Origin of the sequence: Weizmannia sp. FSL K6-3076 (assembly GCF_038007245.1) — a bacterium.
GTDB classification, from domain to species: Bacteria; Bacillota; Bacilli; order Bacillales; family Bacillaceae_C; genus Weizmannia; species Weizmannia faecalis.
The window spans coordinates 1,267,930-1,292,884 of the sequence record NZ_JBBOWU010000001.1 but is presented as its reverse complement, the minus strand read 5'-3'; the positions used below and the strand labels follow the sequence as shown (position 1 = coordinate 1,292,884).

At 49.5% G+C, this 24,955-nt stretch carries 29 protein-coding genes; 2 read left to right on the top strand and 27 right to left on the bottom strand.

Features of this window, described 5'->3' with window-relative positions:
* Positions 1–4 precede the first annotated feature (4 nt).
* The 22 genes from NSS95_RS05900 to sdaAB all read right to left on the bottom strand — a co-directional run bounded on the left by NSS95_RS05900 (position 5) and on the right by sdaAB (position 20,438).
* Positions 5–772, bottom strand: coding sequence for a ribonuclease HII (locus NSS95_RS05900; protein ID WP_014095471.1), 768 nt, complete (start codon positions 770–772; stop codon positions 5–7).
* Between the two features lie 47 nt (positions 773–819).
* Positions 820–1,659 (bottom strand): ribosome biogenesis GTPase YlqF, encoded by an 840-nt coding sequence (gene ylqF, locus NSS95_RS05895; protein WP_014095472.1) that lies wholly within the window; start codon positions 1,657–1,659, stop codon positions 820–822.
* Positions 1,660–1,713: 54 nt separating this feature from the next.
* Entirely contained in the window at positions 1,714–2,265 is a 552-nt protein-coding gene (lepB, locus tag NSS95_RS05890; protein ID WP_014095473.1) for a signal peptidase I, read from the bottom strand.
* Positions 2,266–2,435: 170 nt separating this feature from the next.
* Positions 2,436–2,780 (bottom strand): 50S ribosomal protein L19, encoded by a 345-nt coding sequence (gene rplS / locus NSS95_RS05885; protein WP_014095474.1) that lies wholly within the window; start codon positions 2,778–2,780, stop codon positions 2,436–2,438.
* Positions 2,781–2,919: 139 nt separating this feature from the next.
* A complete protein-coding gene (trmD, locus tag NSS95_RS05880; RefSeq protein WP_014095475.1) occupies positions 2,920–3,654 on the bottom strand; it encodes a tRNA (guanosine(37)-N1)-methyltransferase TrmD in 735 nt (244 codons plus the stop codon).
* A complete protein-coding gene (rimM, locus tag NSS95_RS05875; protein WP_017551514.1) occupies positions 3,651–4,169 on the bottom strand; it encodes a ribosome maturation factor RimM in 519 nt (172 codons plus the stop codon). The genes trmD and rimM overlap by 4 nt, the downstream gene beginning before the upstream one ends.
* Before the next feature lie 4 nt (positions 4,170–4,173).
* Positions 4,174–4,566, bottom strand: a complete 393-nt coding sequence (locus NSS95_RS05870; protein ID WP_014095477.1) for a YlqD family protein — start codon at positions 4,564–4,566, stop codon at positions 4,174–4,176.
* A gap of 158 nt (positions 4,567–4,724) precedes the next feature.
* Entirely contained in the window at positions 4,725–4,973 is a 249-nt protein-coding gene (locus NSS95_RS05865) for a KH domain-containing protein (protein WP_026104620.1), read from the bottom strand.
* Positions 4,973–5,245, bottom strand: a complete 273-nt coding sequence (gene rpsP / locus NSS95_RS05860) for a 30S ribosomal protein S16 (RefSeq protein WP_014095479.1) — start codon at positions 5,243–5,245, stop codon at positions 4,973–4,975. Before rpsP ends, NSS95_RS05865 begins: the two co-directional genes overlap by 1 nt.
* 95 nt (positions 5,246–5,340) lie before the next feature.
* Positions 5,341–6,684 (bottom strand): signal recognition particle protein, encoded by a 1,344-nt coding sequence (gene ffh, locus NSS95_RS05855; protein ID WP_014095480.1) that lies wholly within the window; start codon positions 6,682–6,684, stop codon positions 5,341–5,343.
* Positions 6,685–6,695: 11 nt separating this feature from the next.
* Positions 6,696–7,022 (bottom strand): putative DNA-binding protein, encoded by a 327-nt coding sequence (locus tag NSS95_RS05850; protein ID WP_014095481.1) that lies wholly within the window; start codon positions 7,020–7,022, stop codon positions 6,696–6,698.
* A 165-nt stretch (positions 7,023–7,187) separates the two neighbouring features.
* Positions 7,188–8,186, bottom strand: coding sequence for a signal recognition particle-docking protein FtsY (ftsY, locus tag NSS95_RS05845; RefSeq protein WP_017551511.1), 999 nt, complete (start codon positions 8,184–8,186; stop codon positions 7,188–7,190).
* A gap of 156 nt (positions 8,187–8,342) precedes the next feature.
* Positions 8,343–11,915 (bottom strand): chromosome segregation protein SMC, encoded by a 3,573-nt coding sequence (smc, locus tag NSS95_RS05840; RefSeq protein WP_017551509.1) that lies wholly within the window; start codon positions 11,913–11,915, stop codon positions 8,343–8,345.
* 19 nt (positions 11,916–11,934) lie between these two features.
* Positions 11,935–12,675, bottom strand: coding sequence for a ribonuclease III (rnc, locus tag NSS95_RS05835; protein WP_017551508.1), 741 nt, complete (start codon positions 12,673–12,675; stop codon positions 11,935–11,937).
* Positions 12,676–12,896: 221 nt separating this feature from the next.
* Positions 12,897–13,130 (bottom strand): acyl carrier protein, encoded by a 234-nt coding sequence (gene acpP / locus NSS95_RS05830; RefSeq protein ID WP_014095485.1) that lies wholly within the window; start codon positions 13,128–13,130, stop codon positions 12,897–12,899.
* Between the two features lie 83 nt (positions 13,131–13,213).
* On the bottom strand, positions 13,214–13,957 hold the full coding sequence (gene fabG / locus NSS95_RS05825) for a 3-oxoacyl-[acyl-carrier-protein] reductase (RefSeq protein ID WP_035189893.1): 744 nt from the start codon (positions 13,955–13,957) through the stop codon (positions 13,214–13,216).
* A gap of 16 nt (positions 13,958–13,973) precedes the next feature.
* Complete coding sequence (gene fabD / locus NSS95_RS05820) at positions 13,974–14,912, bottom strand: ACP S-malonyltransferase (RefSeq protein WP_017551506.1); 939 nt, start codon at positions 14,910–14,912, stop codon at positions 13,974–13,976.
* 16 nt (positions 14,913–14,928) lie between these two features.
* Complete coding sequence (gene plsX / locus NSS95_RS05815) at positions 14,929–15,921, bottom strand: phosphate acyltransferase PlsX (protein WP_164931348.1); 993 nt, start codon at positions 15,919–15,921, stop codon at positions 14,929–14,931.
* Positions 15,922–16,036: 115 nt separating this feature from the next.
* Positions 16,037–16,618 (bottom strand): transcription factor FapR, encoded by a 582-nt coding sequence (gene fapR / locus NSS95_RS05810; protein ID WP_046720809.1) that lies wholly within the window; start codon positions 16,616–16,618, stop codon positions 16,037–16,039.
* 108 nt (positions 16,619–16,726) lie between these two features.
* On the bottom strand, positions 16,727–18,775 hold the full coding sequence (recG, locus tag NSS95_RS05805; protein ID WP_046720810.1) for an ATP-dependent DNA helicase RecG: 2,049 nt from the start codon (positions 18,773–18,775) through the stop codon (positions 16,727–16,729).
* Complete coding sequence (gene sdaAA / locus NSS95_RS05800; protein WP_326244116.1) at positions 18,768–19,655, bottom strand: L-serine ammonia-lyase, iron-sulfur-dependent, subunit alpha; 888 nt, start codon at positions 19,653–19,655, stop codon at positions 18,768–18,770. Before sdaAA ends, recG begins: the two co-directional genes overlap by 8 nt.
* Before the next feature lie 120 nt (positions 19,656–19,775).
* On the bottom strand, positions 19,776–20,438 hold the full coding sequence (gene sdaAB / locus NSS95_RS05795; protein ID WP_035181806.1) for an L-serine ammonia-lyase, iron-sulfur-dependent subunit beta: 663 nt from the start codon (positions 20,436–20,438) through the stop codon (positions 19,776–19,778).
* Between the two features lie 51 nt (positions 20,439–20,489).
* Between sdaAB and NSS95_RS05790 the strand changes: the two genes are divergently transcribed.
* The gene (locus tag NSS95_RS05790; protein ID WP_017551500.1) at positions 20,490–20,699 is read left to right on the top strand and encodes a hypothetical protein; all 210 of its coding nucleotides are present in this window, start codon (positions 20,490–20,492) and stop codon (positions 20,697–20,699) included.
* A gap of 17 nt (positions 20,700–20,716) precedes the next feature.
* Here the strand turns inward: NSS95_RS05790 and NSS95_RS05785 are convergent, their stop codons facing one another.
* Both NSS95_RS05785 and NSS95_RS05780 read right to left on the bottom strand, forming a co-directional pair.
* Positions 20,717–22,402 carry a DAK2 domain-containing protein gene (locus NSS95_RS05785; protein ID WP_017551499.1) on the bottom strand — a complete coding sequence of 562 codons (1,686 nt, stop codon included), beginning with the start codon at positions 22,400–22,402 and terminating at the stop codon, positions 20,717–20,719.
* A 15-nt stretch (positions 22,403–22,417) separates the two neighbouring features.
* Positions 22,418–22,780 (bottom strand): Asp23/Gls24 family envelope stress response protein, encoded by a 363-nt coding sequence (locus NSS95_RS05780; RefSeq protein WP_251459507.1) that lies wholly within the window; start codon positions 22,778–22,780, stop codon positions 22,418–22,420.
* Positions 22,781–23,049: 269 nt separating this feature from the next.
* On the opposite strand from NSS95_RS05780, the gene rpmB reads away from it, so the two are divergent.
* The gene (gene rpmB / locus NSS95_RS05775; RefSeq protein WP_013859045.1) at positions 23,050–23,238 is read left to right on the top strand and encodes a 50S ribosomal protein L28; all 189 of its coding nucleotides are present in this window, start codon (positions 23,050–23,052) and stop codon (positions 23,236–23,238) included.
* Between the two features lie 127 nt (positions 23,239–23,365).
* Here rpmB and spoVM read toward each other — a convergent pair whose 3' ends face one another.
* The 3 genes from spoVM to rpe all read right to left on the bottom strand — a co-directional run bounded on the left by spoVM (position 23,366) and on the right by rpe (position 24,954).
* On the bottom strand, positions 23,366–23,446 hold the full coding sequence (spoVM, locus tag NSS95_RS05770) for a stage V sporulation protein SpoVM (protein ID WP_017551496.1): 81 nt from the start codon (positions 23,444–23,446) through the stop codon (positions 23,366–23,368).
* Positions 23,447–23,542: 96 nt separating this feature from the next.
* A complete protein-coding gene (locus NSS95_RS05765) occupies positions 23,543–24,199 on the bottom strand; it encodes a thiamine diphosphokinase (protein WP_014095494.1) in 657 nt (218 codons plus the stop codon).
* Between the two features lie 104 nt (positions 24,200–24,303).
* Positions 24,304–24,954, bottom strand: coding sequence for a ribulose-phosphate 3-epimerase (gene rpe, locus NSS95_RS05760; protein ID WP_014095495.1), 651 nt, complete (start codon positions 24,952–24,954; stop codon positions 24,304–24,306).
* Position 24,955: the final 1 nt, after the last annotated feature.

Below are 24,955 nucleotides of genomic sequence, written 5' to 3'. Positions count from 1 at the left end.
TTATTTATCGGCGGATTGCCGGTCTGTCTTTAATCGGCGCAAACGATTTTCGATGGATCGGGCACGGGCCAAGCTTCATGAGCGCTTCCAGATGTTTTTTCGTCCCGTACCCCTTATGTATGGCGAAACCGTAACCGGGATATTTTTCATCCATTTCCTGCATATACCGGTCTCTCGTTACTTTTGCAACCACAGATGCCGCGGCAATTGAAATGCTTTTCGCATCCCCTTTTACAATCGAAGTTTGCGGGTACGAAGCGGGAATTTCCATCGCATCGATCAGCAAATGGTCAGGAGCAGCAGGCAAATGGCCCAAAGCCGCAAGCATCGCCTTTTTGGCCGCCTCGTAAATATTCATCCTGTCAATTTCTTCTGCGCTGGCAAAGCCGACGCCGACAAGGGTTTCTTCCTGGATCCGCGCAAAAAAGGCCTCCCGCTGTTTTTCGGAAAGCTGTTTGGAATCGTTCAGGCCGGGCAGGTAAAAATCTTCTGGAAGAATGACGGCAGCGGCTACAACTGGCCCGGCAAGCGGCCCCCTGCCTGCCTCGTCAATTCCGGCGATCAGGCGGCAGCCGTGGCTGCGCAGGGCGTCTTCAAACCGTCCCATCTCCCGGAATTTTTCAAGCTGTTCACGCTCTTTTTGTAATTTTCTCATCCATTTTTCCAGCGCTTTTTGTGCGCCTTTCCGTTCGTCCCGGCCTAGCGCCTGGATAAACGGATCGGACGGGTTTGTGATTTCCTGAAGACGCGCTTCAATTTCACTGATTTTCAATGTTTCCCCTCCCCGAAAAATAAGCACTCCCTTACGGAGAGCGCTTATTACAAATCAAATGTCAGAGGCCCCAGTTTCATGCCGCGGATATCACGGATAATCACTTCAGCCGTTTTGTCGTAATCGATTTCCCCTCCCGCCCGCAAGCAGCCGCGCAGGCGACCGATATGGTCAAAAAGGGGGACAATATCCGGGATATCCTCAAGCTTGTACCGGGCTTTTAATGTGCCGGGATAATGTTTTTCAAGAAAACGCAGGCCAAATACGGAAACGTCCTGCAGGTTGAGGATCGTGTCTTTAATCGCACCGGTTAAAGCGAGCTTATAACCGGTTTCTTTGTCTTCGAATTTCGGCCAAAGGATCCCAGGCGTATCGAGGAGCTCCATCGTTTTCCCGACTTTTATCCATGCCTGCGCTTTTGTCACGCCCGGCGTATTGCCGGTTTTGGCGATATTTTTCCCGGCAAGCCGGTTAATGAGCGTCGATTTACCGACGTTCGGAATTCCGACAATCATGGCCCGGATCGCACGCGGCCGGATGCCTTTTGCCCGCATCCTCTCCCATTTTGGCTCCAAAATCTGTTCAGCCAGTTTCACCATTTTGTCGAGCCCTTTTCCGCTTTGCGCGTCAATGGCAAGGACATGCGTATTGCCGCCGGACAATTTTTCAAGCCAGCGGGCTGTAGCGGCCGGATCTGCCATATCGGCCTTGTTCAGCAATTTGATCCGCGGCTTTTGCTGAATCAGTTCATCCAGCATCGGATTGGCGGAGGAAACCGGGATCCTTGCATCAAGCAATTCAAAAACAATATCGACCAGTTTTAATTTTTCGGTCACTTCTCTCCTTGCCTTCGCCATATGGCCCGGAAACCATTGTATTGCCATCATGCGTCAACTCCATAACGGTTACTTTTTTCCGTAAAATGCGCAACGAACGGGCGCTTATTTATTGATCATATGGGCATCTTTCACCGGCCAGTATACAAAGTTTGTCTCCCCGACCACCTTGCTGAGCGGAATCGTCCCGATCTGGCGGCTGTCTTTGCTGTACCGGCGGTTATCGCCCATCACAAAAATCTGCCCTTTTGGCACCGTGTCGCGCCCGATATAGTCTTTTAAGGTAAAATCTTCCGTAAGCGGTCCGTCGGCTACGGCTTTTTTATATTTATCGAGATAAGGCTCTTTATACGCTTTCCCGTTAATATACAGGATGTCATTTTTATACTCGATCCGGTCGCCCGGCAGCCCGATGACCCTTTTGATATAATCTTTGCCTTCCGGGGCGTGGAAAACGATGATGTCGAACCGTTTCGGGCTCCCGATTTTATTCACAATCATCCGGTCGCCGTTTTTCAAAGTCGGCATCATGGAAGAGCCGTCGACCACGATCGGGGCGAAGAAAAAGTAGCGCAAAATGCCGGCCAGTGCCACAGCAATCAGCAGCGCTTTCACCCATTCGAACAGTTCATTTTTTGGTTTTTTCTGTTTTGCCATTTATTTACACCGCCTCATTCCATGTATCCATAAGCGTATATTCCCTGATATTTTGCATTATAACAGGATTGGTTGCCGATTGAAAACCTCAGAGACACCCGGGTTATTTATGTATAAGTATGAAGAAAAGGGGCCATGATAGCCCCTTTTCGAACAGCCGTTGCAGCAAATTAGCGAATTTCTTTAATACGGGCAGCTTTACCGCGCAGATTACGCAGGTAGTAAAGTTTCGCACGGCGAACTTTACCGCGACGCACGACTTCAAGCTTCGCAATTTTTGGTGTATGGAGCGGGAATGTACGCTCAACGCCGACACCGTAAGAAACTTTCCGGACTGTAAACGTTTCGCTGATCCCGCCGCCGCGGCGTTTAATGACCACACCTTCAAAAACCTGGATACGTTCGCGTGAACCTTCGATAACTTTTACATGGACGCGGACCGTATCCCCCGGGCGGAAAGCAGGCAGATCAGTGCGAAGTTGATCTTTTGTAATTTCGTCAATAATATTGTGCATCGTATTCAACTCCTTCCAACAAATGCTCTTGCAAATCTTCCATCGTATTTGCAGCGGAACATCGTTTTACGGCGGTCTGCCTTGTTTTCAAGCAAACCACAAAAGCAATCTTAGCATAAACGCATGCTGATTGCAACAGCTACCCGCGTTTTTCTTCCCATTCTTTCAGCCACGCTTTTTGCTTTTCAGATAGCGGATATCCGCGTAAAAGATCCGGCCTTCTCGTATAGGTGCGGTACAGCGACTCTTTTTCGCGCCATTCTTCAATCAGCCGGTGATTTCCGGATAATAACACGTCCGGCACCTTCATTCCGCGAAAATCCGCCGGCCGCGTATAATGCGGATGTTCCAGCAGCCCGGTCGAAAAAGAATCAGTAACAGGCGAGGTTTCATTGCCCAAAACACCGGGAAGCAGGCGGACGATGCTGTCGATCATGACCATTGCGCCCAGCTCGCCGCCCGTTAACACATAGTCTCCGATTGAGATTTCATCGGTTACAAGCGTCCGGATCCGTTCATCATACCCTTCGTAATGGCCGCAAATAAAGATCAGATGTTCTTCTTCCGCAAACGCTTCCGCTTTTTGTTGCGTATACGTTTCCCCCTGGGGGCAGAGCAAAATGATGCGCGGCTTTTTTTCGCTTCCCTCAAGCCGGTCTTCGATAGCATCGAACACCGGCTGGGGCTTTAACACCATGCCCGCCCCGCCGCCGTACGGGTAGTCATCGACGGTTTTATGCTTGTTGTCGCTGTATTCACGGAAATTGACCAGATGATAATGGACGATCCCTTTTTCTTCTGCTTTTTTTAAAATGGAGGATCCGAGAACGCCTTCAAACATTTCCGGGAACAGCGTCAATATATCTATTTTCATGGCAAAAGCCCTTCCATCGGTTCAATCACAATTCTTTTTTCTTTTTTGTCGACTTTTTTGACGACGTCTTCAATATACGGGATCAGCGCTTCTTTCTGCTGCGCTGTTTTCACCACCCAGACGTCATTTGCCCCGGGCGTTAAAATCTCTTTTACCGTCCCGACTTTCTCGCCTGCGGTTGTCACGACTTCACAGCCGATGATTTCATGAAAATAAAACTCATTTTCGCCAAGCTCATCCAGCTGTTCTTCGGAAACTTTCAACATGCCGCCTTTCCATTTCTCGGCTTCCTCAATCGAATCAAAGCCCTCAAACTTCAGCAAATCAAACTGCTTATGCACCCGGTGCGATTCAATCGTAACAGCAAGCGGCTCATCGCGGCCGGGAAGAAACAAGTAAAGCGTATTGCCCGGTTTATAGCGCTCCGCTTTGAAATCCGTTTTGGAAATCACCCGCACTTCTCCGCGGATGCCGTGTGTATTGACGATTTTGCCGACATTAAACCATTGTGTCATATGCTCACCTCTCGCGAATTTCATGGATGATGCCATCTTTTATAATAATCGATTTCTCTTTTGTCACCGCATTCCAATCGTCGCCTTCCCGGACGTCAACAATGGCGTGAATTTCTTTTTCTTTTAATTCTGTCCCGATCGGAAGCAAAAGCAGTTGTTCAATTTGGAACTCCACCAGTTTGATTTTCTCCTGCCGGCTTTCAATTTCTTTTTCAAAATGCATTTTTAAATTGGTTCCCGAAAACTTTTTTTGCTTTTCCAGTTTTTTTGTTTCAAACCGGAGCTGCTCACACTCTTTTTGAAGTTGTTGTTTCTTTTGCCGGTATGTATCCAAAAGCATTCCTTTGCTCTTTTCGGTCAGGATTTGCTTGACCGTCACTTTTTGAAGGATTTTCAAAATGCCCTGCCCTCCTTTTCGCGCCATTCAATAAAAAACCCAAAAAATGCAGCCGGAAAAAGCGGATGTCGGTTAAGATGAGGGGGAAAGCCCGAAAGATGTATAAAAAAGGGAGGTGTGCCCCTCCCTTTCACTGGTGTTCTATCCATCGTTGTCCATTATTCGGCAATTTCAAGACGGATTTTTTTATGTCCGTGCACGCCGGCCGCCGCATAAACGACCGTACGGATGGCCTTTGCGGTACGCCCCTTTTTACCAATGACCATGCCGGCATCATCCGGATGGACAATCAGGCGGTAGAGCGTTCCGGATTCTTGTTCATCCCGTTCTACCCGCACTTCATTCGGATGGCTGACAATCGGCCTGACGATCGAAAGGATTAAATCATCCATCTGTTGGTCCATGATTATTTGCCGTGTTTTTCGTTATGGTATTTTTCCATAATACCTTGTTTTGAAAACAAGTTACGTACCGTATCAGACGGTTGGGCGCCGTTTTTCAGCCATTGGAGCGCGGCTTCCTCGTTGATTTTTACTTCTGCAGGATCTGCAACAGGATTGTAAGTTCCTACTGTTTCAATAAAACGTCCATCACGCGGTGAACGGGAATCTGCCACAACAATGCGGTAAAACGGGGATTTTTTTGCACCCATGCGTTTCAAGCGGATTTTTACTGCCATTTTAATCATACACCTCCAAAAAAGTTTCTCACAAGACTGTATCATATCAGAAAATCATGATGGTGTAAAGTCTTTTCTCTTAACACCCTCGTTTTTTACATAAAAGGGAATTTAAAGCCTTTTTTCCGGCCTTTTTGATTCATGCCCTGCAGTTGTTTCATCATTTTCTTCATTTCTTCAAACTGTTTCAAAAGCCGGTTGACTTCCTGTACCGGGCGGCCGGAACCTTTCGCAATCCGTTTTTTCCGGCTTGCATTGATGATGTCCGGGCGGATTTTTTCCTGCTTTGTCATCGACTGGATAATCGCTTCAACATGCGCAATTTGTTTCTCATCAATTTGCAGATTATCCATCCCTTTCATCCGGTTGGCCCCCGGGATCATTTTCAAAATGTCGCCGAGCGGCCCCATTTTCCGGACCTGGCCGAGCTGTTCAAGGAAATCATCGAGCGTAAATGACTGGTCCCGCATTTTCTTTTCGAGCGCGCGCGCTTTTTCTTCGTCGACAGTTTCCTGTGCTTTTTCAATCAGCGACAGAATATCGCCCATGCCGAGAATACGGGAGGCCATCCTTTCCGGGTGAAACGGTTCGAGCGCATCCATTTTCTCGCCCATCCCGGCAAATTTAATCGGCTTTTCGGTTACGGCCCGGATCGATAAAGCCGCCCCGCCGCGCGTGTCGCCGTCAAGCTTCGTCAGGATGACGCCAGTGATGCCGAGCTGGTCATTAAAACTTTGTGCGACATTTACGGCATCCTGGCCTGTCATCGCATCGACGACAAGAAAAATTTCATCCGGATGCGCAAGTTCCTTGATTTCCTTCAGTTCATTCATCAGCTCGCTGTCAATATGGAGGCGGCCGGCCGTATCGATGATGACGGTATCGTGATGTTCTTCTTTTGCTTTTTCAATCGCTTGCCTGGCAATTTCCACCGGGCTGATTTTGTCGCCAAGCGAAAACACCGGCATGCCGAGTTGTTTGCCGAGCGTTTCCAGCTGCTTGATTGCAGCGGGGCGGTAAATATCGGCCGCAACGAGCAGCGGGGTCCGGTTGTATTTTTTTCGCAACAGGTTGGCCAGTTTCCCGGATGTCGTCGTTTTCCCGGCACCCTGCAGGCCAACCATCATGATGACGGTTGGCGGGCGCTTTGCAACGGCAATCTTGCTCTGTGATCCGCCCATAAGGTTGGTCAGCTCTTCCTGGACAATTTTGATGACCTGCTGCCCGGGCGTCAGGCTTTTCAGCACATCCTGGCCAACCGCACGTTCGCTCACTTTTTTTACAAAATCTTTTACCACTTTGAAATTGACGTCAGCTTCCAGAAGGGCAAGACGGACTTCCCGCATCATTTCTTTGACGTCGCTTTCCGTGACCTTGCCTTTTCCGCGGATTTTCTGCATCGTGCCCTGCAGGCGTTCTGCGAGTCCTTCAAATGCCATTTTTCCGCCCCCTATTCCAATTTTTCGAGCGCATCGACAAGCCGCAACAGTTCCGGATTGGCATCATGCGCCAAAAGATTGCGCATCGACCGGAAAATGCGTGTGCGCGCTTGAAATTTTTCCAATAAACCAAGCTTTTTTTCATAGTCTTCAAGCGTTTGTTCGGTGCGTTTGATATTATCGTAAACCGCTTGACGACTCACACCGTATTGTTCGGCGATTTCGCCAAGCGATAAGTCGTCGAGATAATAGAGGGACATATAGCTGCGCTGCTTCGGAGTCAACAACGATTGGTAAAAATCGTACAAATCATTCATTCGCGTTGTTTTCTCCAGCATGGCTTCTTCCCCCTGTTAAGTGAAAATGCTTTACATAAACACAGAATACAAAGATTCCTGTTTTTTGTCAATGAAAACAAGTTCGTTTCCCCACAACCGATTTGAAGCGCTCCCGGCGGGCTTTAATACCGCGGCCTTCTGATTCGCAGTACGGCCCACATACGGTCAGGCTTGTTCTTCCGGCACTTCATCGATCAGATCGGAAAACAACCCGTACACATATTTTTCCGCATCAAACGGCTGAAGGTCATCCATTTTCTCGCCGAGGCCGACGAATTTGACGGGAATATGGAGTTCGTTCCGGATCGCGAGCACAATCCCGCCTTTTGCCGTGCCATCCAATTTTGTCAGCACAATCCCGGTTACGTCTGTTGCTTCTTTAAACGTCTTAGCCTGCACCATCGCATTTTGCCCGGTGGTGGCATCCAAAACGAGCAGCACTTCATGCGGGGCGCCCGGGATTTCCCGTTCGATGACACGCTTTACTTTTTCCAGTTCCTTCATCAAATTGACCTTGTTTTGCAGGCGGCCCGCCGTATCACAAAGCAGCACATCTGCATTTCTTGCTTTCGCTGCCTGGACGGCGTCAAACATGACAGCGGCTGGATCGGATCCTTCCGAATGTTTGATCACTTCCACGCCGACCCTCTCTCCCCAGACTTCAAGCTGTTCAATCGCGCCGGCGCGGAATGTATCGCCGGCTGCCATGATCACTTTTTTCCCCTGCTGCTTCAGCATATGGGCGAGCTTACCGATCGTAGTCGTTTTGCCGACGCCATTTACGCCGACAAACAAAATAACGGTCAAGGCGCCGTCCTGGATGTTAAGCCGGTTCGGGGCATCTTCGCCGGCCGAATAAATGTCAACCAGTTTTTCGGAAATCACGGACTGGACTTCAGAAGGGTCTTTAATGTTTTTCCGTTTCACTTCCATTTTTAATTCATCGATTAGTTCCATCACGGTCTGGAAGCCGACATCCGCCTGAATTAAAATTTCTTCCAGTTCTTCGAAAAAGTCTTCATCGATTTTCCGGTAACGCGCGACAAGATTGTTGACTTTGTTCGAGAAATTATCGCGCGTTTTTGCAAGCCCGGTTTTAAATTTATCGGTTACCGTATCGGCTTGCCGGGTGAATTTGTCTTTTAATGTTTTAAAAAAGCTCATTTGTCCACTTCCTTTGGCTTTCCTGAATTTGCGTATCAGCTTGTGCGGCATAAAAGCCGCACGAGCAGTCGTAAAAATCGCCGGCCTGATTTTTATCCCTGCCGGCCCGCTTGTGGCACGGGCGCTTCTTTTTAAACACGGCGCTGATTCGCCTGTTTAAGACGTTTGAAAAGCGAGGTCGGTTGATTCTTCCAGTTTGACCGACACAAGCTTCGATACGCCGGATTCCTGCATCGTAACCCCGTAGAGGACGTCCGCTTCCTCCATCGTTCCTTTCCGGTGGGTGATGACAATAAACTGGGTTTCCGCACTGAATTGTTTCAAATATTTGCTAAACCGGTATACATTGGCTTCATCCAGCGCAGCTTCCACTTCATCGAGAATGCAAAACGGCACCGGGCGCACACGCAAAATCGCAAACAAAAGCGCGATCGCGGTCAGCGCTCTTTCGCCGCCTGAAAGCAGCCCGAGATTTTGCAGTTTTTTCCCCGGCGGCTGCGCGAAAATTTCCACGCCTGTCGTAAGCAAATCTTTCGGATCCGTCAGCCGCAAATCCGCTCTCCCACCGCCAAAAAGCTCGCGGAAAACCGGTTCGAATTCGTTCCGGATGGCGTTAAACGTCTCATCGAACCGGCGGACCATTTCGCCGTCCATTTCCGTAATCACCTGGTCAAGGGTGTCTTTTGCTTCAAGCAGGTCGGTCTCCTGTTCTTTTAAAAACTGGTAACGTTCCGATACACGCTCATATTCTTCGATCGCGCCGAGATTGACGGCGCCAAGCTCATCAATCGACAGTTTGATCAGCTTCACTTTTTTGCGTGCTTCCTCCAGGGAAACATTGAGCGGGCGGGCTTCTTTCGCGGCTTCAAAGGTGAGCGTGTATTCTTCGCGGAGCCTTTGAAGCCGGTTCTCAAGTTCCACATCCAGCCGGTTTGCTTTGACTTCTTCATCCTGAATGGCCTGCTGGAGCCCTTTTTGCTGCCGTTTCCATTCCTTCAGGCCGCGTTCCAGGTCTTCCATCTCTGCTGTCAGCCGGGCCCGTTCTTCCCTGCGCACGGCGATAAAGGCGAGCGTATCGTTTTTGTCACGCGCTTTTTGTTCGGCCGCTTCTGCCAGTTCGCTTTCCGACATGTGATGCTTCTTCGATTCGTCCGTAAGAAAGTGGTACTGCTCATCGTAACGCGCTTTACGTGACGCCCACTCCTTTATTTCACGGTCGAGCCGCGCAAGCTCTTCGCGGTCGCGCGCCGCCTGTTCCATCTTTACGGCAAGCGTCGATTTTAAATCGCTCAGTTCGCCCTGGAGCCTGCTTTTTGCCGTCGAATCATCGTTTTTCTTTACGGTCAGGGCTTCAATTTCCGCTTCCAGTTGCTGCGCTTTTTCGCCGGTACGCGCCAGCATATCTTCCAGTTCGCCGATCCGTTTACGGGCTTCATCCTGCTGCTTTTCCGCCTCTTGTTTTTCCATATCGTAGACGAGCAGGTGCTCATCCAGATTTTTTTCCTCAACCGCAAGCCGTTCCAGTTCCGCTTTCGCCTGCTGTTCTCCAAGTCTCAGCGCTTCGCCGTTTTTCCTCGCTTCATCCAGCTCCTGTTGCATGCGGGAAGCTTCGGCTTTCAATGCTTTGACTTCCGTTTCAAGCGCCATCGTTGTTTTTTCCATGCCGGCAAGCTTTTCTTTTAATGCTTCCAGTTCGCTTTTTCTCGAAAGGAGTGACACACTGTTTTGTTTCGAAGCCCCGCCTGTCATCGAGCCGCCCGGATTAACAACATCCCCGTCAAGCGTCACGATGCGGTAGCGGTAGCCGAGCATTTTGGCGATTTTGTTTGCACTTTTTAAATCACGGACTACAAGGACATGGCCGAGCAGATTGGACACAATGGACTGGTAGCGGCTTTCAAAGCGGACAAGCTCCGCGCACACGCCGACGTACGCCTCTTCATTGCGGAGCGGTTTGAGGCTTGCTTCCGGAATGGCCCGCGGCTTAATAATATCGAGCGGCAAAAAAGTCGCCCGCCCGGCCTTTCGTTCTTTTAAAAATGCAATGGCGTGCCGCGCATGCCGTTCCGTTTCTGTCACAATATGCTGCATCGAAGCACCCAGTGCTGTTTCAACCGCTTTTTCGTAAGGCGCGGGCACCCGGACCAGTTCAGCCACAGCACCTTCAATGCCTTCCAGCTGTTTGCCGCGGGCTTTCAAAATTGCACGCACGCCTTGGTAAAAGCCGGTATAATCTTCTTCCATCTCTTCAAGCGTTTCTTTCCGTGATTTCGCTTTTTGCAAATATTGGTATGCCTGATACAGATTGGACTCCTGTTTTTGATACCGACTGTTTACGGATTCCAGCTGCCTTTGCTTTTCCATATAGGCACCGGCTGCCGCTTCCAGCTCCTGTTTGATTTTTGCAAGGCGGCCGGTCGCCATTTTTTTCTTTTCCCGCACTTTTTCCCGTTCTTCGACATATTTCCGGTTTTCGGCTTCAAGCCGGCTGAGGCGGTTTAACGACGTTTGCAGCTGCTGCATAAGCAGGCGCTTTTCATTTTTTCCGCTTGCCTGCTCATTCAGCAGTTCAATATAGTCGCTTTTTAAAGACTCAATTTTTCCCTCCAGATTCGTGCTGAGGCGGAAAAGGCCCGCTTCCTTCTCTTTCACGCTTTCTTTCAGGGACGATAAGGCTTGTTCATTTTCCGCCGCCGTTTGCAAAAGCTTTTCCTTTTGGGCTTCCAGTTCTTTTAAAGCGTTCTCCGCTTCATTTATATTTTTCTCAAGCTGGGCTTTGTTCTCGCTGGCGTTCTTTTTGCGTTCCTTCAGCACTTCTTTTTGCCCTTCGAGTTTTTCCAGCTCTTCTGTCGCTTGAAGCAGCACATTCTGCAAGTCTTGAATCGATTCATCGAGCGCGTCCAGCTGATTGCGCTTTTCTTCCAGCTGTGCTTCCTGTTTGCGGATTTCGGAAGAGAGCCCCGCTTCTTTATCCCGGTGTGCTTCAAGCTGCGATTTAAGCGATTCCCACTCGCCATGCAATGATTCTATTTCATACGCCAAAACGGCAATTTCATAATTTTTCAATGCTTCCTTTTGTTCCAGATAATCTTTTGCGACCGATGCCTGCATTTTCAACGGCTCAAGCTGGCTTTCCAGTTCATACAGAATGTCGCTAACACGGTTTAAGTTATCCTGCGTTTCGGCAAGCTTCACTTCCGCCTTTTTCTTGCGCGTCTTATATTTTAAAACGCCGGCTGCCTCTTCAAAAATGCTGCGGCGTTCTTCCGCTTTGCTGTTTAAAATTTCTTCCACTTTCCCCTGGCTGATAATGGAAAAAGCTTCTTTGCCAAGGCCGGAATCCATAAACAATTCCACAATATCCTTCAACCGGCATTGCTGTTTATTGATATAAAACTCGCTTTCCCCTGAACGGTACACCCGCCTTGTCACGCTCACTTCCTGGTAATCAATTGGAAGGGCGCGGCCTTCGTTTTCAAGCGTTAACGTCACTTCTGCAAAATTCAGTGGTTTTCTTGTATCGCTGCCGGCAAATATAACATCTTCCATCTTTCCACCGCGCAGGCTTTTCGCTGATTGTTCACCGAGCACCCAGCGGACGGCGTCGATCACATTGCTTTTGCCGCTGCCGTTCGGGCCGACAACCGCTGTCACGCCCGGAACAAATTCAAAGGAAATCCGGTCCGCAAATGACTTAAATCCGATCACATCGAGACGTTTCAGAAACAATCCGTTCCCCCTCCATTCTTTACGGCTTCTTTTTTTCTTCTTTCTGCAAATTGGATAAAGCCGTTTGCGCAGCCTGCTGTTCCGCTTCTTTTTTGGAGCGGCCTTTTCCTGTCCCGAGCGCTTTATTGTTTAGCGACACGCTGGAGATGAACTCCTTGTCATGCGCAGGGCCGCGTTCATCGAGAATCGTGTATTCCAACACACCGGATGTTCTTTTTTGGACGTACTCCTGCAACTTGCTTTTATAATCCGCCGTGCTGCTGAAGAGCCCCTCGTCTATTTTCGGGAATACAACTTTTTCAAGAAGGGAAACAACAGCCTTTAACCCCTTGTCCAAATAAAGCGCGCCGATAAACGCTTCAAACACATCGGCTAAAAGAGCCGGGCGCGTTCTGCCGCCGGTCATTTCCTCGCCTTTACCGAGCAGGATATACTCGCCAAAATGCAGCTCATTGGCAAAAATGACAAGCGACGGCTCACAGACGACGGACGCCCGCAATTTCGTCATTTCCCCTTCGTTCATCGACGGGAACCGATTAAATAAATAATGGGAAACGGTCAGTTCCAGGACGGCGTCGCCTAAAAATTCAAGCCTTTCATTGTCGTGCCTGCGCTTTTCCGGATGCTCGTTCACATAGGAGGAATGCGTAAAAGCCTGTTTCAGCAGGTTTACGTCTTGAAAATGGATCCCGAGTTGTTCCTGCAGGTTGCCGAATTTGTTTACTACATGTTCTTCATCTGATTTTATTTTTTTACCCATCGTTCATCCACCCGATATCTTGATATAGTTTCAACTTAACTTAAATATATAGAAAAATACTGCTGAACGCAAAGGCATCTCCCAGGACCCGGGCGGTCGTAAATAGGCAAAAAGGGATCGCGCTTTTTTGCCCATTTACCATCCTCAGGCAGGAGACGATTGACGCCGGATTAGAGAAAAATGTCCCGCTTTATGGGGCGGGACATTTTACATGAAGACGATTACTGCTGATTTTGTATGTAATTTACAGCGTCACCCACTGTTACAATTTTCTCAGCATCCTCGTCAGAAATTTCCATTCCGAATTCATCTTCCAATTCCATCACCAATTCCACTACATCAAGGGAATCAGCGCCAAGATCTTCTTTGAATTTCGCTTCCAGTGTAACTTTGGATTCTTCGACACCAAGGCGGTCAACGATGATCTTTGTCACACGCTCTAATACGTCTGCCATGCGGTTCACCTCCCCTCAAGGTATTATAGAGGATTTTTTATAATTAATAAAGCGAAACTTAAAAACAAGCTTTGCCGCGACCGTTACATGACCATTCCGCCATCGACGTGGATCGTTTGCCCGGTGATGTAGTCGGAACTGCTGCTTGCCAAAAACAGGGCAGTCTTTGCTACATCTTCCGGCTTGCCGAAACGGGAAAGTGGGATTTGGCCCAGCATGCCTTCTTTGATGTCTTCCGTCAGCTTATCGGTCATATCCGTTTCAATCATGCCCGGGGCAATGGCGTTTACAGTAATACCGCGGCTTGCCAGCTCACGCGCCGCCGTTTTTGTAAGCCCAATGACGCCGGCTTTGGCAGCGGTATAATTGGCCTGACCGGGGTTGCCGCTGATACCGACAACCGAGGCAATATTAATGATTTTGCCGCTCCGCTGCTTCATCATCGGCCGCGCCGCCGCTTTTGTGCACAGGAAGACCCCTTTTAAATTGGTATCGATGACTGCATCCCATTCTGCTTCTTTCATCCTCATCAAAAGGTTATCACGGGTGATGCCGGCGTTATTCACCAATATATCAAGTTTGCCGAATTTTTCCAGCACCTGTCTGAACATTTCCTGCACTTCCGATTCATTCGAAACATCAGCCCGGATGGAAAAGGCTTCCACACCATAAGAACGGACGGCGTTTACCACTTCTTCCGCTTTTTCAGCATTCCCTGCATAGTTGACCACAACATGCGCGCCGGAAGCGGCAAACGCAAGCGCGATTTCGTGGCCGATGCCGCGGGACGCACCGGTCACAAGCGCAACTTTGTCTTTTAAAAGCATTCGGTCTCCTCCTCCATTATTTTTGCAGCGCGCCAACCGCAGCTTCCAGGGTTTCCATATCCTGGACGGCATATGTTTTTACGCTGCGGTCAATTTTCCGGATTAATCCGGAAAGCACTTTGCCCGGCCCGACTTCAATAAAGGTATCAACGCCGAGGCTGATCATTTTTTTGACAGAATCTTCCCATAAAACAGGGGAATAGAGCTGGCGGATACAATTTGCTTTGATGTCCTGAGCGCCCGTTTCCACTTCGGCATCAACATTGGCGATCACAGGAACCGCCGCATCCCGGATAGCAATTTCGTCAAGAACCGCCTTATATTTTTCCGCTGCCGGCTCCATCAATTTGGAGTGGAAAGGCCCGCTTACCTGAAGCGGGAGGACGCGTTTCGCCCCTCTTTCCTTGGCAAGGGCGCCCGCTTTCTCAATTCCGGCAGCTGTCCCGGAAATGACTATCTGGCCGGGACAGTTCAAATTCGCGAGCTGGACCGTTTCCCCTTCACGGCTCACTTCATCTGCAACTTCCTCTAGCACGCCGCGGTCAAGCCCGAGCACGGCGGACATTGCCCCGGCACCGTTCGGGAATGCTTCATCCATATATTCGCCACGTTTGCGTACCGCATATACGGCATCTTCAAAAGACAAAGCGCCGGCTGCCACAAGCGCCGAATATTCGCCAAGGCTGTGCCCGGCTGTGAAATCTGCATGGATGCCCGCTTCCTGAAGCACCTGTAAAATCGCAGTGCTTACCGTTAAAAGGGCCGGCTGGGCATTTTCGGTACGGGTCAGTTTGTCCAGCGGGCCGTTTTGAATGAGCCCGGATAAGTCCATCCCAAGCTTTTCATCTGCTTTTTGAAAAACAGCCGCCGCTTTTTCATTTGCACCGGCAACCGACTGCCCCATGCCAACCGTCTGGGATCCCTGCCCCGGAAAAACAAATGCTATTTTCCCCATCTCTTTTCCTCCATCCTTACTTTTGTTCAAGTTGTTGAATTGCGTGTTTGATTTTGCCGGTGACGTCAGACTGTACCATTTCACGTGCCTGCCGCACCGCATTGTAAATTGCATTGGCGTTTGATGACCCGTGTGCTTTAATGACGGGCGCATTCAGCCCCATTAAACCCGATCCGCCGTATTCCGAGTAGTCCATGATATTTTTCAGGCCTGACAGTTCTGATTTGATCATCGCAGCGGCCAGTTTTGTCTTCAGATTGTGCATGAACACTTTTTTGATCATGGAAAACAAGGATCCGGCCGTACCTTCAATCGTTTTCAGCACCATATTGCCGGTAAACCCGTCTGTGACAACGACATCCGCCGCCCCCTCGAGCAAGTCGCGGGCTTCAACATTGCCGGTAAAATTCAAATCAGTTTCTTTTAAAAGTTGAAATGCTTTTTTTGTTAATTCATTGCCTTTCTTTTCTTCTGTTCCGATATTTAAGAGGCCGACGCGCGGATTTTTTAAGCCTCTTACCTTTTCGGCATACAGCGAGCCCATGATGGCAAACTGCAGCAAATGTTCCGGCTTGGCTTCCGCGTTTGCGCCGAGATCGAGCATGACAAAACCGCGCCCGTCCGTTGTCGGGAGCACCGGGGCAAGGGCCGGCCTTTCAATACCTTCAATCCTGCCAACCACAAAGAGACCGGATGCCATTAGAGCGCCCGTATTTCCGGCCGAGATGCACGCGTCCGCTTCCCCGTCTTTCACGGCTTGGGCCATACGCACCATGGAAGAATTTTTTTTGCGGCGAACTGCCCGCACCGGTTCGTCTGTTCCAGATATTACCTCATCGGTATGGATAACGGCAACGCGGTCAGACGTTTCCAGTTCCTTCCTGATTTGCGTTTCGTCCCCGAACAGGATAAACGCCGTGTCCGGAAATGCGTTTACAGCCCGGTTAATCCCTTGTACAATTTCTTTTGGGGCATAATCCCCGCCCATTGCATCAATTGCTAATCTCATTCTGTTCAGCCCCGTTTCTAAAATCAAGCTTTTCCCGTGCGAAAGTTTTCCCGGCCATGCCGCAACCGGGGGTGCCGGTCCCCGGGAAAATGGTTTACCTGTCCGCGAAGCATAGTTAAGCACTGCCGCCTTTTCCGGCATGATCCCGATACATTTCAAATTCGCCTTTAAAGACGAGGTCACGGCCGACATAGCTTTCAACAAGCACAGTCGTTCTGCCGTTTTCCTGATTGACGTTCGCCACTTTTGCCTTGGCAATGACGCGGTCGCCGATTTTCGCGGACCGCAAAAACCGGATGGTGGCTTTCGCCGTGAGGGCCAGTTCATCATCAATGACGGCAACGGCAAGCGAGTTGGCCTGCGCAAACAGATGATGCCCGCGGGCGATGGCGTTTCGCTTAAAAACATGTTCTTTTTTGACATCAAAAATAGAGATGGCGCTGCGATCCAATTCGATATCGATCACTTCCCCGACGACTTCTTCGATCGGCAGCGCCCTTACTTCATTGGCGAACCGCTTTTCAGCAACGTTTTTGATCCTTTCCCGCAGTTCCGGAATGGAAAGCTCCAGCCGGTCAAGGCGGATCGTCTGCACGCTGACATGGTATTTTTCCGCCAGTTCTTCATCTGTGATAAAAGGATTCTGCCTGATGGTTTCCTGCAAACTTTGCTGCCGGTCCTTTTTTTTCATTTTCATGGGTGACACCATCCGAAATTTTAGGACTTGGTACTAATCGTAGTATATAGAAAGAAAAGGAAGTTTGCAAGAATTGCCAAAGTTGCCCTGGCAAAACGCAAACTCCCTTTAGTCCAGTTTCTCCCCTTCGAGCACACCTGATGCTTCAAGCTGGCGCCGCAAGTGTGAAAAAGCCGGGTCATGCCAGAATGTATCGGAACTGATCAATTGCTGCGCATCCTGCCTGGCTGTTTCAAGCGCCCGGAAATCATGGACCATATCGGCCACTTTAAATTCCGGCAGCCCGCTTTGTTTTTTTCCGAAAAAATCGCCGGGTCCGCGAAGCTCGAGATCTTTTTCGCTCAAAACAAAGCCGTTGTCCGTTTCCGTCATAATTTTCATCCGCTCTTTGCCGATTTCTGTTTTCGGGTCGGCGAGCAAAATACAATACGATTGCGCATCGCCTCTGCCAACACGGCCGCGCAACTGGTGAAGCTGGGCAAGGCCGAACCGTTCGGCATCATAAATGACCATAATGGTCGCATTCGGCACATTGACCCCGACTTCGACAACCGTTGTCGACACAAGCACTTGAATTTCGTTGCGGCTGAACGCTTTCATGACTGCTTCCTTTTCGTCACCCGGCAGCCTGCCATGCATCAGCCCGGCTGTATACCTGCCATTAAAATATTGGTTTAAAATGGCATACACATCAATCGCGTTCTGGACGTCAAGCTTATCGGATTCCTCGATGAGCGGACAAATGACATACGCCTGTCTGCCTTTTTTGAGCTCTTTTTCGATAAAGCCGAGCACCCTTTCGAACAGATTGTTTTTCACCCAGTACGTTTCAATCTTTTTCCGGCCAGCTGGCATCTGGTCAATGACAGAAACATCCATTTCGCCGAACACGGTGATGGCAAGCGTCCGCGGAATGGGCGTCGCCGTCATAAAAAGCACATCCGGATTCATCCCTTTTTCGCGAAGGATCCGTCTTTGCTCAACCCCGAACCGGTGCTGTTCATCTGTGATCACAAGGCCGAGCCGCGAAAATGCCACATCTTCCTGAATTAAAGCATGCGTGCCGATTAAAATATCGATACCGCCAGTTCCAAGCTGTTCCAAAAGCGCTTTTCGCCGTTTCCCTTTTACGGTGCTCGTCAGTAAAGCGACCTGGACGCCGTGCGGTTCGAGCAGCTGGCAAAGCGATTCGGCATGCTGCTCGGCGAGAATTTCCGTCGGGACCATCAGTGCCCCTTGAAATCCCGCCGTCACCGCAGCGTATAGCGCAATCGCAGCGACGACCGTCTTCCCGGAGCCGACATCCCCCTGGAGTAAACGGTTCATGCGGAACGGCGACTTCATGTCCGCGCAAATTTCGTTTACCACTCTTTTCTGGGCGGCCGTCAATGAAAACGGCAAGGAGTCGATAAAATGTCTTAATTTCCGCACATCATAGCGGATGGCCCGGCCGTTTGAATATTCGCGCTCGAATTTCCTTAACGCCTGCATCTTCAGCTGAAAAGCCAAAAACTCTTCGTATACAATGGTCCTTCTCGCCATTTTCACTTCTTGTTCCGATTTTGGGAAGTGCATCGCAAACATGGCCTGCTTTTTCGGCATTAATTTATATTTTGCAAGCATTTCTGCCGGGAGCGCCTCTTCGATTTCACTGCCATAAGCATGAAAGGCGGATTGAATGTATTTGCGCAACGTTTTTACCGTCATTTTTCCTTTCACCGCATAGACGGGCCCGAATCCGGACGTTTGATCAGCCGTGCCTGTTTTTACGGATTGGGCCGTAATCGTCTGCCGGTGCATGTCCCATTTTCCGGTAACCGTAATCTCATCATGGACATGGATTTTCTTTTTCAAATACGGCTGGTTAAAACAGACAACCGTAATGAGAAAATCGCCTGCGAACACTTTCATCGACAGGCGTGACCGTTTTTTTGAATAATAGATGAGGGAGGGTTCGCTATGCACCCTCCCCGTCACCGTCACCCGTTCATCATGCCCGACTTCACGCAAATCTTTGAGCCGGTCATCTTCATACCGGAAAGGAAAATAAGTAAGCAGGTCATAGATGGTAAAAATCCCCATCTGCCCGAGGCTTGCTTCCGTTTCTTCGCCGATCCCTTTTAAAACGGATACCGGCAGATCAAGTGGGCTATTCATGCAGATCAAGCGGCATACCGAAAATTTTGGCTTCCAGTTTCCGGGCGGTCGGCGTATCCGCCAAGCCTCCCCGCGCTGTTTCTTTGAGCGCAGTCGGCATCTGCTGCCCGACGCGGTACATCGCATCAATCACTTCATCGCAAGGGATCCGGCTTTTAATGCCGGCAAGCGCCATATCTGCCGCAACCATTGCATTGGCCGCCCCCATTGCATTCCGTTTCACGCATGGTACTTCCACAAGACCGGCAACAGGATCGCATACGAGGCCGATCATATTTTTCAACGTAATGGCCATCGCATGGGCACATTGATCCGGTGTGCCGTCCGCCATCTCAACGATAGCCGCGGCAGCCATCCCGGCGGCTGATCCGACTTCTGCCTGGCAGCCGCCTGCTGCGCCGGAAATAAACGCATTATTGGCCACCACAAAACCGAATGCGCCGGCTGTAAATAAGAAACGGACCATTTCTTCACGCGTCGGATGCAGTTTGTTTTTGACCGCAAAGAGCGTTCCCGGCACGACGCCGGCAGAACCGGCTGTCGGCGTTGCGCAAATCGTTCCCATTGCCGCGTTCACTTCATTTGTCGCAACAGCTTTGCTGACGGCATCCAAAATGGTGGCGCCGGATAAGAAATTGCCTTTTTCAATATATTTTTGCAACAGTACGGCATCGCCGCCCGTAAGCCCTGAGTGGGAGTGGACGCCGGCAATCCCTTTTTCAACTGCTTTTTCCATCACAGCCAGATTTTCATCCATCTTTTTTATGATGGCTTCCCTCGATTTTCCGGTTACTTCCATTTCTTGCTCTATCATAATTTCCGAGATTTTTTTATTTTGCTGTTCGGCCAGTTCTACAAGGTCAGCAACATTCCGAAACATAATTTCCCTCCTTCAATATCCATGCTGCTTCTCCTGGCACAGGCAAGGATGCACGCACATTTTTTAAAGACAGCCAAAAGAAAGCGCCACCTGCTTAGCAGCTGCGCTTTTTTCTCCCTATTAATCTACAACTCTTGCAACCTGGGTAATATTCGGGAGCTGCTTCATCTCTTCAATGACGGCGTCATCGAGATTCTGGTCCACTTCGATAGCCATCAAGGCCATCTTTCCGGCTTCTTTGCGCGATACTTCCATATGGCCGATATTGATTTCATGTGCTGATAAAATATTGGATACGGCCGCAATCGCCCCGTAGCGATCCTGGTGAACGACGAGCACAGCCGGATGGTGGCCGGATAAATGCAGTTCAAAGCCGCTCAGTTCTGTCACTTCAATTTTTCCGCCGCCGATTGAGATACCGGTCAGTTCCATATCTCCCGATGCGTCGCCCATCCGGATCTTTACCGTGTTCGGGTGATCCGTGACGGCGCTTTCCACGAAAAACTTTACCGAAAGTCCGTGCTGTTCCGCAATCTGAAGAGAAGATTTGATCCGTTCATCATCCGTGTCAAAATCGAGCAGGCCGCCGACAATGGCAACGTCTGTGCCGTGACCTTTATAGGTGGTCGCGAACGATCCGTAAAAATGGATGTCTGCCCACTGTGGCTGCCTGCCGAATAAGCTTCTCGCCACCCGACCGATGCGCGCGGCACCTGCTGTATGGGAGCTCGAGGGCCCGATCATCACCGGGCCGATAATATCAAAAACACTTTTATATTTCATTGCGCATCACACCCACATTATTGTGTTTTTTCGCGATTTCAATCTTGGTGGGTGCGCCCCGTTTTTCAGGCCGCACCCGCCGTTGTGCTGATTTTAAAGTTTGCCGGGCAAAACCGGGTTGGTTCGGCCGGCTCGCCCGAACTGGAACCTTTTTACCAAAAAAGAATGGATGAAAGCTTTGCACTTGAAAGCGCTGCAACAGATGAAAACAAACAGCAGCGGATGGTGCATTTTTTCGTATTCAGCAAGCTCTTTTTATAATATGCGGGCAAGCAATCTTATTCCACTGCCAAAATAAAGGAATATAACGGCTGCCTGCCTTCATGGACTTCGATTTCTATCTCCGGCCAGTTGGTTTCAATATAGGAAACGAGTTCGTTTACCTGTTCCTTGCTGACATCTTTTCCGTATATGACGGTGGCAATTTCATCTTCCGCGCCGATCATGTGCGAAAGCAGCTGCCCGGATGCTTCCAACAGGGCAGGACTCGTTTTGACGATTTTCCCTTCGTAAATCCCCATATAATCCCCTTTTTTGATGGAGATGCCGTCAATATTCGTATCCCTGACCGCATTGGTAACCTGGCCGGATTTCACGCGGCCGAGCGCTTCTTCCATTGCTTGGACGTTTTTGTCAAACGGCTGTCCGGGGTTAAATGCGAGCAGCGCCGCCATTCCCTGCGGCACGGTTTTAGACGGGACAATAGCCACTTTTTCTTCCGCTAGTTCCGCTGCCTGCTCGCTTGCCATGACAATATTTTTATTGTTCGGTAAAATGATGATTTGTTTTGCGTTTGCCTCTTCAATGGCTTTCAATATGTCCTCGGTGCTCGGGTTCATCGTCTGGCCGCCTTCAATGACAACATCGGCGCCGATGCTTTTAAACAGCGCAGCGATTCCGTCCCCCATGGCAACCGTAATCACACCGTAATCTTTCTTTTCTTTTTTCTCCTGTTCCGCTCCGTTTTCGCCAACAAGCGCATGATGCGTTTCGCCCACTATCGCGCTGTGCTGCTCGCGCATATTGTCCACTTTTAACTTAATGAGGCTGCCGTATTGCTGGCCGTAGTTCAAAACATCACCCGGGCGCTCAGTGTGGACATGGACTTTCACGATATCATCATCCGAAATGACCAAGAGGGAATCCCCGAAACGGCTCATATCACTGCGGAACCGCTCCTCCGAGAATGTCTTGGCGGACGGTTTGGAGCGGTCGAGCCTGACCATGATTTCCGTGCAGTACCCATATTTGATATCTTCCGTACGCATAAAGTCCTGCACATGCTTATGGTGTTCGGCGTTTACGAGCTCGTCCATTGACGGCATGACGGACGGTGTATCCGGCAGCTCTTCCCCTTTTAACTCGGCAAGAAAGCCTTCATAAATAAAAACAAGCCCCTGGCCGCCGCTGTCGACCACGCCGACTTCTTTTAACACCGGCAACATGTCCGGCGTCCGGCTCAGCGTCGTTTTCGCTTCCCCGAGGATCGCTTCCATGACTGCCGCCAGATCCTTTTCGGTTTTCGCCGTTTGCACGCCTTTTTTGGCCGCTTCCCTTGCAACGGTGAGAATCGTTCCTTCAACCGGCTTCATGATCGCCTTAAAAGCGCTCTCGATCCCGGCCTGAAAAGCCGCTGCAAACTCTTTTGCGGAAATATGCGCTTTTGTTTCAATCGATTTGGAGAAGCCGCGGAACAGCTGGGATAAAATCACGCCCGAATTGCCCCGCGCGCCCATCAGCAGCCCTTTTGCAAAACTTGCGGCAACGGACCCGATATGCGCCTGGACATTTTTTTGCACTTCCTTTGCACCGGAAGTCATCGTTAAATTCATATTTGTTCCCGTATCGCCATCAGGGACAGGGAATACATTCAGGGCGTCAACCGTTTTGGCATTTGCCGCAAGATGGTTCGCCCCTTGTATGACCATTTCTGCAAAACGCTTTCCATCCAGTGATGTAACCACAAAATTTCCTCCTCGTTACGGGTTCGCGACACGCACGCCCTGAACGTAAATATTAATGGCGTCAACTGATAAGCCGACTGTTTGATTCAGCGTATATTTTACTTTCTGCTGGACGTTGCGGGCGATTTCGGAAATTTTTGTCCCATAGCCCACAATAATATACATGTCAATTTCCACTTTTTCATCCTGTTGACGCACAATAACGCCCCTCGAGAAGTTTTCTTTGCGCAGGATTTCTGTAATGCCGTCTTTGATTTGATTTTTCGAGGCCATGCCGACAATGCCGAAACAGTCGATGGCTGCACCTCCTGCAAGCGTGGCGACGACTTCATTCGATATATCAATTTGTCCATAATGCGTATTTATTTCAATCGGCATAAATCGCTCCCCCTTATCTTCACTGTTTCTAAACCGGATTTGACCTGCTACCGCCATTGTACTATAAGACCGGGTACATGGAAAGCAGAGCAGGCCTGCATTGTTATAGTTTACCACAAAACAGGGTGCTCTGCATGTATACTCACCGGCAGGACTTGCATTGTGTCTTCCAATATGATAAATTATTATAGTGAATTTTTAACGAAAAATGAAGAGATGAAAGCATAAATATGTTCTATTTCTGCTTCGCAACAGGAGGAGGGAATACAATGCCGAAAAAATGTGCAATTACAGGACGTAAAACGGTATCCGGCAATAAACGTTCTCACGCCATGAACGCAAACAAACGCACCTGGAAAGCGAACTTGCAAAAAGTGCGCATTCTGGTGGACGGCAAACCGCAACGCGTCTGGGTTTCCGCTCGCGCTTTGAAATCCGGGAAAGTCGAACGTGTATAATGCAAAAACAGGAAACCGGGTATCCGGTTTCCTGTTTTTTTTGCGGCAAAAAAAACCGGCGCGCCGCCGATTTTCCCGCTGTGTAGAATGAACTGCCCCACGAACCGCCATGCGTCCATTTTATCTCTTATCCTTTTTTAAAAGTCCCCAGCATGGCCCTGACAATACCGCCCAAAAATTTAGGCAGTTTAATCGTATAAAATTTCATGTATGTCCCTCCCCATTCAAATACAATCCGGGTCTCCCGCACATTATATTCATGCGTAAGCGAAAAGGATACAGCCTGCTTGTTCATGAAATATCATTAATCATGGCTTCTTACCATCATTAATATGCCGCTTGAAAAAGAAAAAGTACCAAAATCACGGATTAGTTCATTGCTGACACAAAGGGTGGTGCCCCTTACAATATGCCGGTTTTCAAGCGGATACTTAAATCCGGTTAAAAAGATCCCTTCTACCTCTTCCGTCAACGGGAGAAAAGAAACATACGGATACGCATCCATTTTTTCAATCGTATAAGTTCCGGGCAAAAACATTTCCACGAGATTCTGCCTGTCGATCATTTCTATTTTTCCTTTAAATTGCAAAGCTTTTTCATGTACAAGTAAAAGGACATTGGTAAAAGCATGATCGAGCCGTCCGCCGGTAGCACCAAAAATGCGGATCACATCCGGATCCTGGCTGATTGCCCACATCAAGGCCAGCTCCATATCGGTCTCATCTTTTTCGGGCTGGAATTTGCGGATATGCTCAAGTTTCCGGTTGATCCAGTCCCATTCTTCCTGATTGACAGAATCAAAGTCGCCAAAGGCCATTTCCGGGATGATCCCTTGTTTAAGCAAATGCAGCACGCCCCTGTCTACACCTGCCCATGCCGCTCGTTTGTCCTCCGCATATGGCGCAAGATCCGGTACATTTTCGGGCGGGCCGCCTGCTAAAATATAGATTTTCTTTTCCATGCCTCATTCCCCTTTTATACGACGGATTTAAGACAACCTGATGCTTTGTCCACTCCCCGCGGGTTTTTCATGCAGAAAAAGCCGGATGAACCCCGGCTGTTGTTTTACTGCCCGTATTTTAATGCCTGGATCGCTTTTTTCCGGTTCTTGCTTTTAAAAATATTGGAGCCCGCAACCAGCACCGTTGCACCGGCCTGTGTGCATTTTTGCGCTGTTTCCGGATGGATGCCGCCGTCGACTTCAATGTCAAATGCAAGCCCCTGCTCTTTTTTTAAACGGTGCAGTTTTTCAATTTTCGGGACAACGGATTCAATAAAAGCCTGTCCGCCAAACCCGGGATTGACCGTCATCAGCAATACAAGGCCGACATCCCCCAGTATGGGCGCAATCCATTCGACCGGTGTGGCGGGATTTAAGACAACGCCGGGATTTACACCAAGGGACCGGATTTCCTGGATCGTCCGGTGGAGATGCCTGCACGCTTCCACATGGACAGAAATTGTATCCGCCCCTGCTTTCGCAAAAGCTTCCAAATACTGGTCCGGATTTTCAATCATTAAATGGACGTCGAGCGGAAGCTTTGTGACCGGCCGCACCGCCCCAACAACGAGCGGCCCCATCGTAATGTTCGGCACAAAATGGCCGTCCATTACATCAATATGGATCCAGTCCGCCCCGCCTTCCTCCACATCTTTAATTTCCTCTCCCAGTTTTGCAAAATTTGCAGACAAAATAGAAGGTGCGATTTTTACCATC

Coding starts and splice junctions, on each gene's coding strand:
- ylqF (WP_014095472.1), bottom strand. CDS start 1,659: ATGATGGCAATACAATGGTTTCCGGGCCATATGGCGAAGGCAAGGAGA.
- lepB (WP_014095473.1), bottom strand. CDS start 2,265: ATGGCAAAACAGAAAAAACCAAAAAATGAACTGTTCGAATGGGTGAAA.
- rplS (WP_014095474.1), bottom strand. CDS start 2,780: ATGCACAATATTATTGACGAAATTACAAAAGATCAACTTCGCACTGAT.
- trmD (WP_014095475.1), bottom strand. CDS start 3,654: ATGAAAATAGATATATTGACGCTGTTCCCGGAAATGTTTGAAGGCGTT.
- rimM (WP_017551514.1), bottom strand. CDS start 4,169: ATGACACAATGGTTTAATGTCGGCAAAATCGTCAATACACACGGCATC.
- rpsP (WP_014095479.1), bottom strand. CDS start 5,245: ATGGCAGTAAAAATCCGCTTGAAACGCATGGGTGCAAAAAAATCCCCG.
- ffh (WP_014095480.1), bottom strand. CDS start 6,684: ATGGCATTTGAAGGACTCGCAGAACGCCTGCAGGGCACGATGCAGAAA.
- NSS95_RS05850 (WP_014095481.1), bottom strand. CDS start 7,022: ATGCTGGAGAAAACAACGCGAATGAATGATTTGTACGATTTTTACCAA.
- ftsY (WP_017551511.1), bottom strand. CDS start 8,186: ATGAGCTTTTTTAAAACATTAAAAGACAAATTCACCCGGCAAGCCGAT.
- rnc (WP_017551508.1), bottom strand. CDS start 12,675: ATGGGTAAAAAAATAAAATCAGATGAAGAACATGTAGTAAACAAATTC.
- acpP (WP_014095485.1), bottom strand. CDS start 13,130: ATGGCAGACGTATTAGAGCGTGTGACAAAGATCATCGTTGACCGCCTT.
- fabG (WP_035189893.1), bottom strand. CDS start 13,957: ATGCTTTTAAAAGACAAAGTTGCGCTTGTGACCGGTGCGTCCCGCGGC.
- fabD (WP_017551506.1), bottom strand. CDS start 14,912: ATGGGGAAAATAGCATTTGTTTTTCCGGGGCAGGGATCCCAGACGGTT.
- plsX (WP_164931348.1), bottom strand. CDS start 15,921: ATGAGATTAGCAATTGATGCAATGGGCGGGGATTATGCCCCAAAAGAA.
- fapR (WP_046720809.1), bottom strand. CDS start 16,618: ATGAAAATGAAAAAAAAGGACCGGCAGCAAAGTTTGCAGGAAACCATC.
- recG (WP_046720810.1), bottom strand. CDS start 18,775: ATGAATAGCCCACTTGATCTGCCGGTATCCGTTTTAAAAGGGATCGGC.
- sdaAA (WP_326244116.1), bottom strand. CDS start 19,655: ATGTTTCGGAATGTTGCTGACCTTGTAGAACTGGCCGAACAGCAAAAT.
- sdaAB (WP_035181806.1), bottom strand. CDS start 20,438: ATGAAATATAAAAGTGTTTTTGATATTATCGGCCCGGTGATGATCGGG.
- NSS95_RS05780 (WP_251459507.1), bottom strand. CDS start 22,780: ATGCCGATTGAAATAAATACGCATTATGGACAAATTGATATATCGAAT.
- rpmB (WP_013859045.1), top strand. CDS start 23,050: ATGCCGAAAAAATGTGCAATTACAGGACGTAAAACGGTATCCGGCAAT.
- spoVM (WP_017551496.1), bottom strand. CDS start 23,446: ATGAAATTTTATACGATTAAACTGCCTAAATTTTTGGGCGGTATTGTC.
- NSS95_RS05765 (WP_014095494.1), bottom strand. CDS start 24,199: ATGGAAAAGAAAATCTATATTTTAGCAGGCGGCCCGCCCGAAAATGTA.
- rpe (WP_014095495.1), bottom strand. CDS start 24,954: ATGGTAAAAATCGCACCTTCTATTTTGTCTGCAAATTTTGCAAAACTG.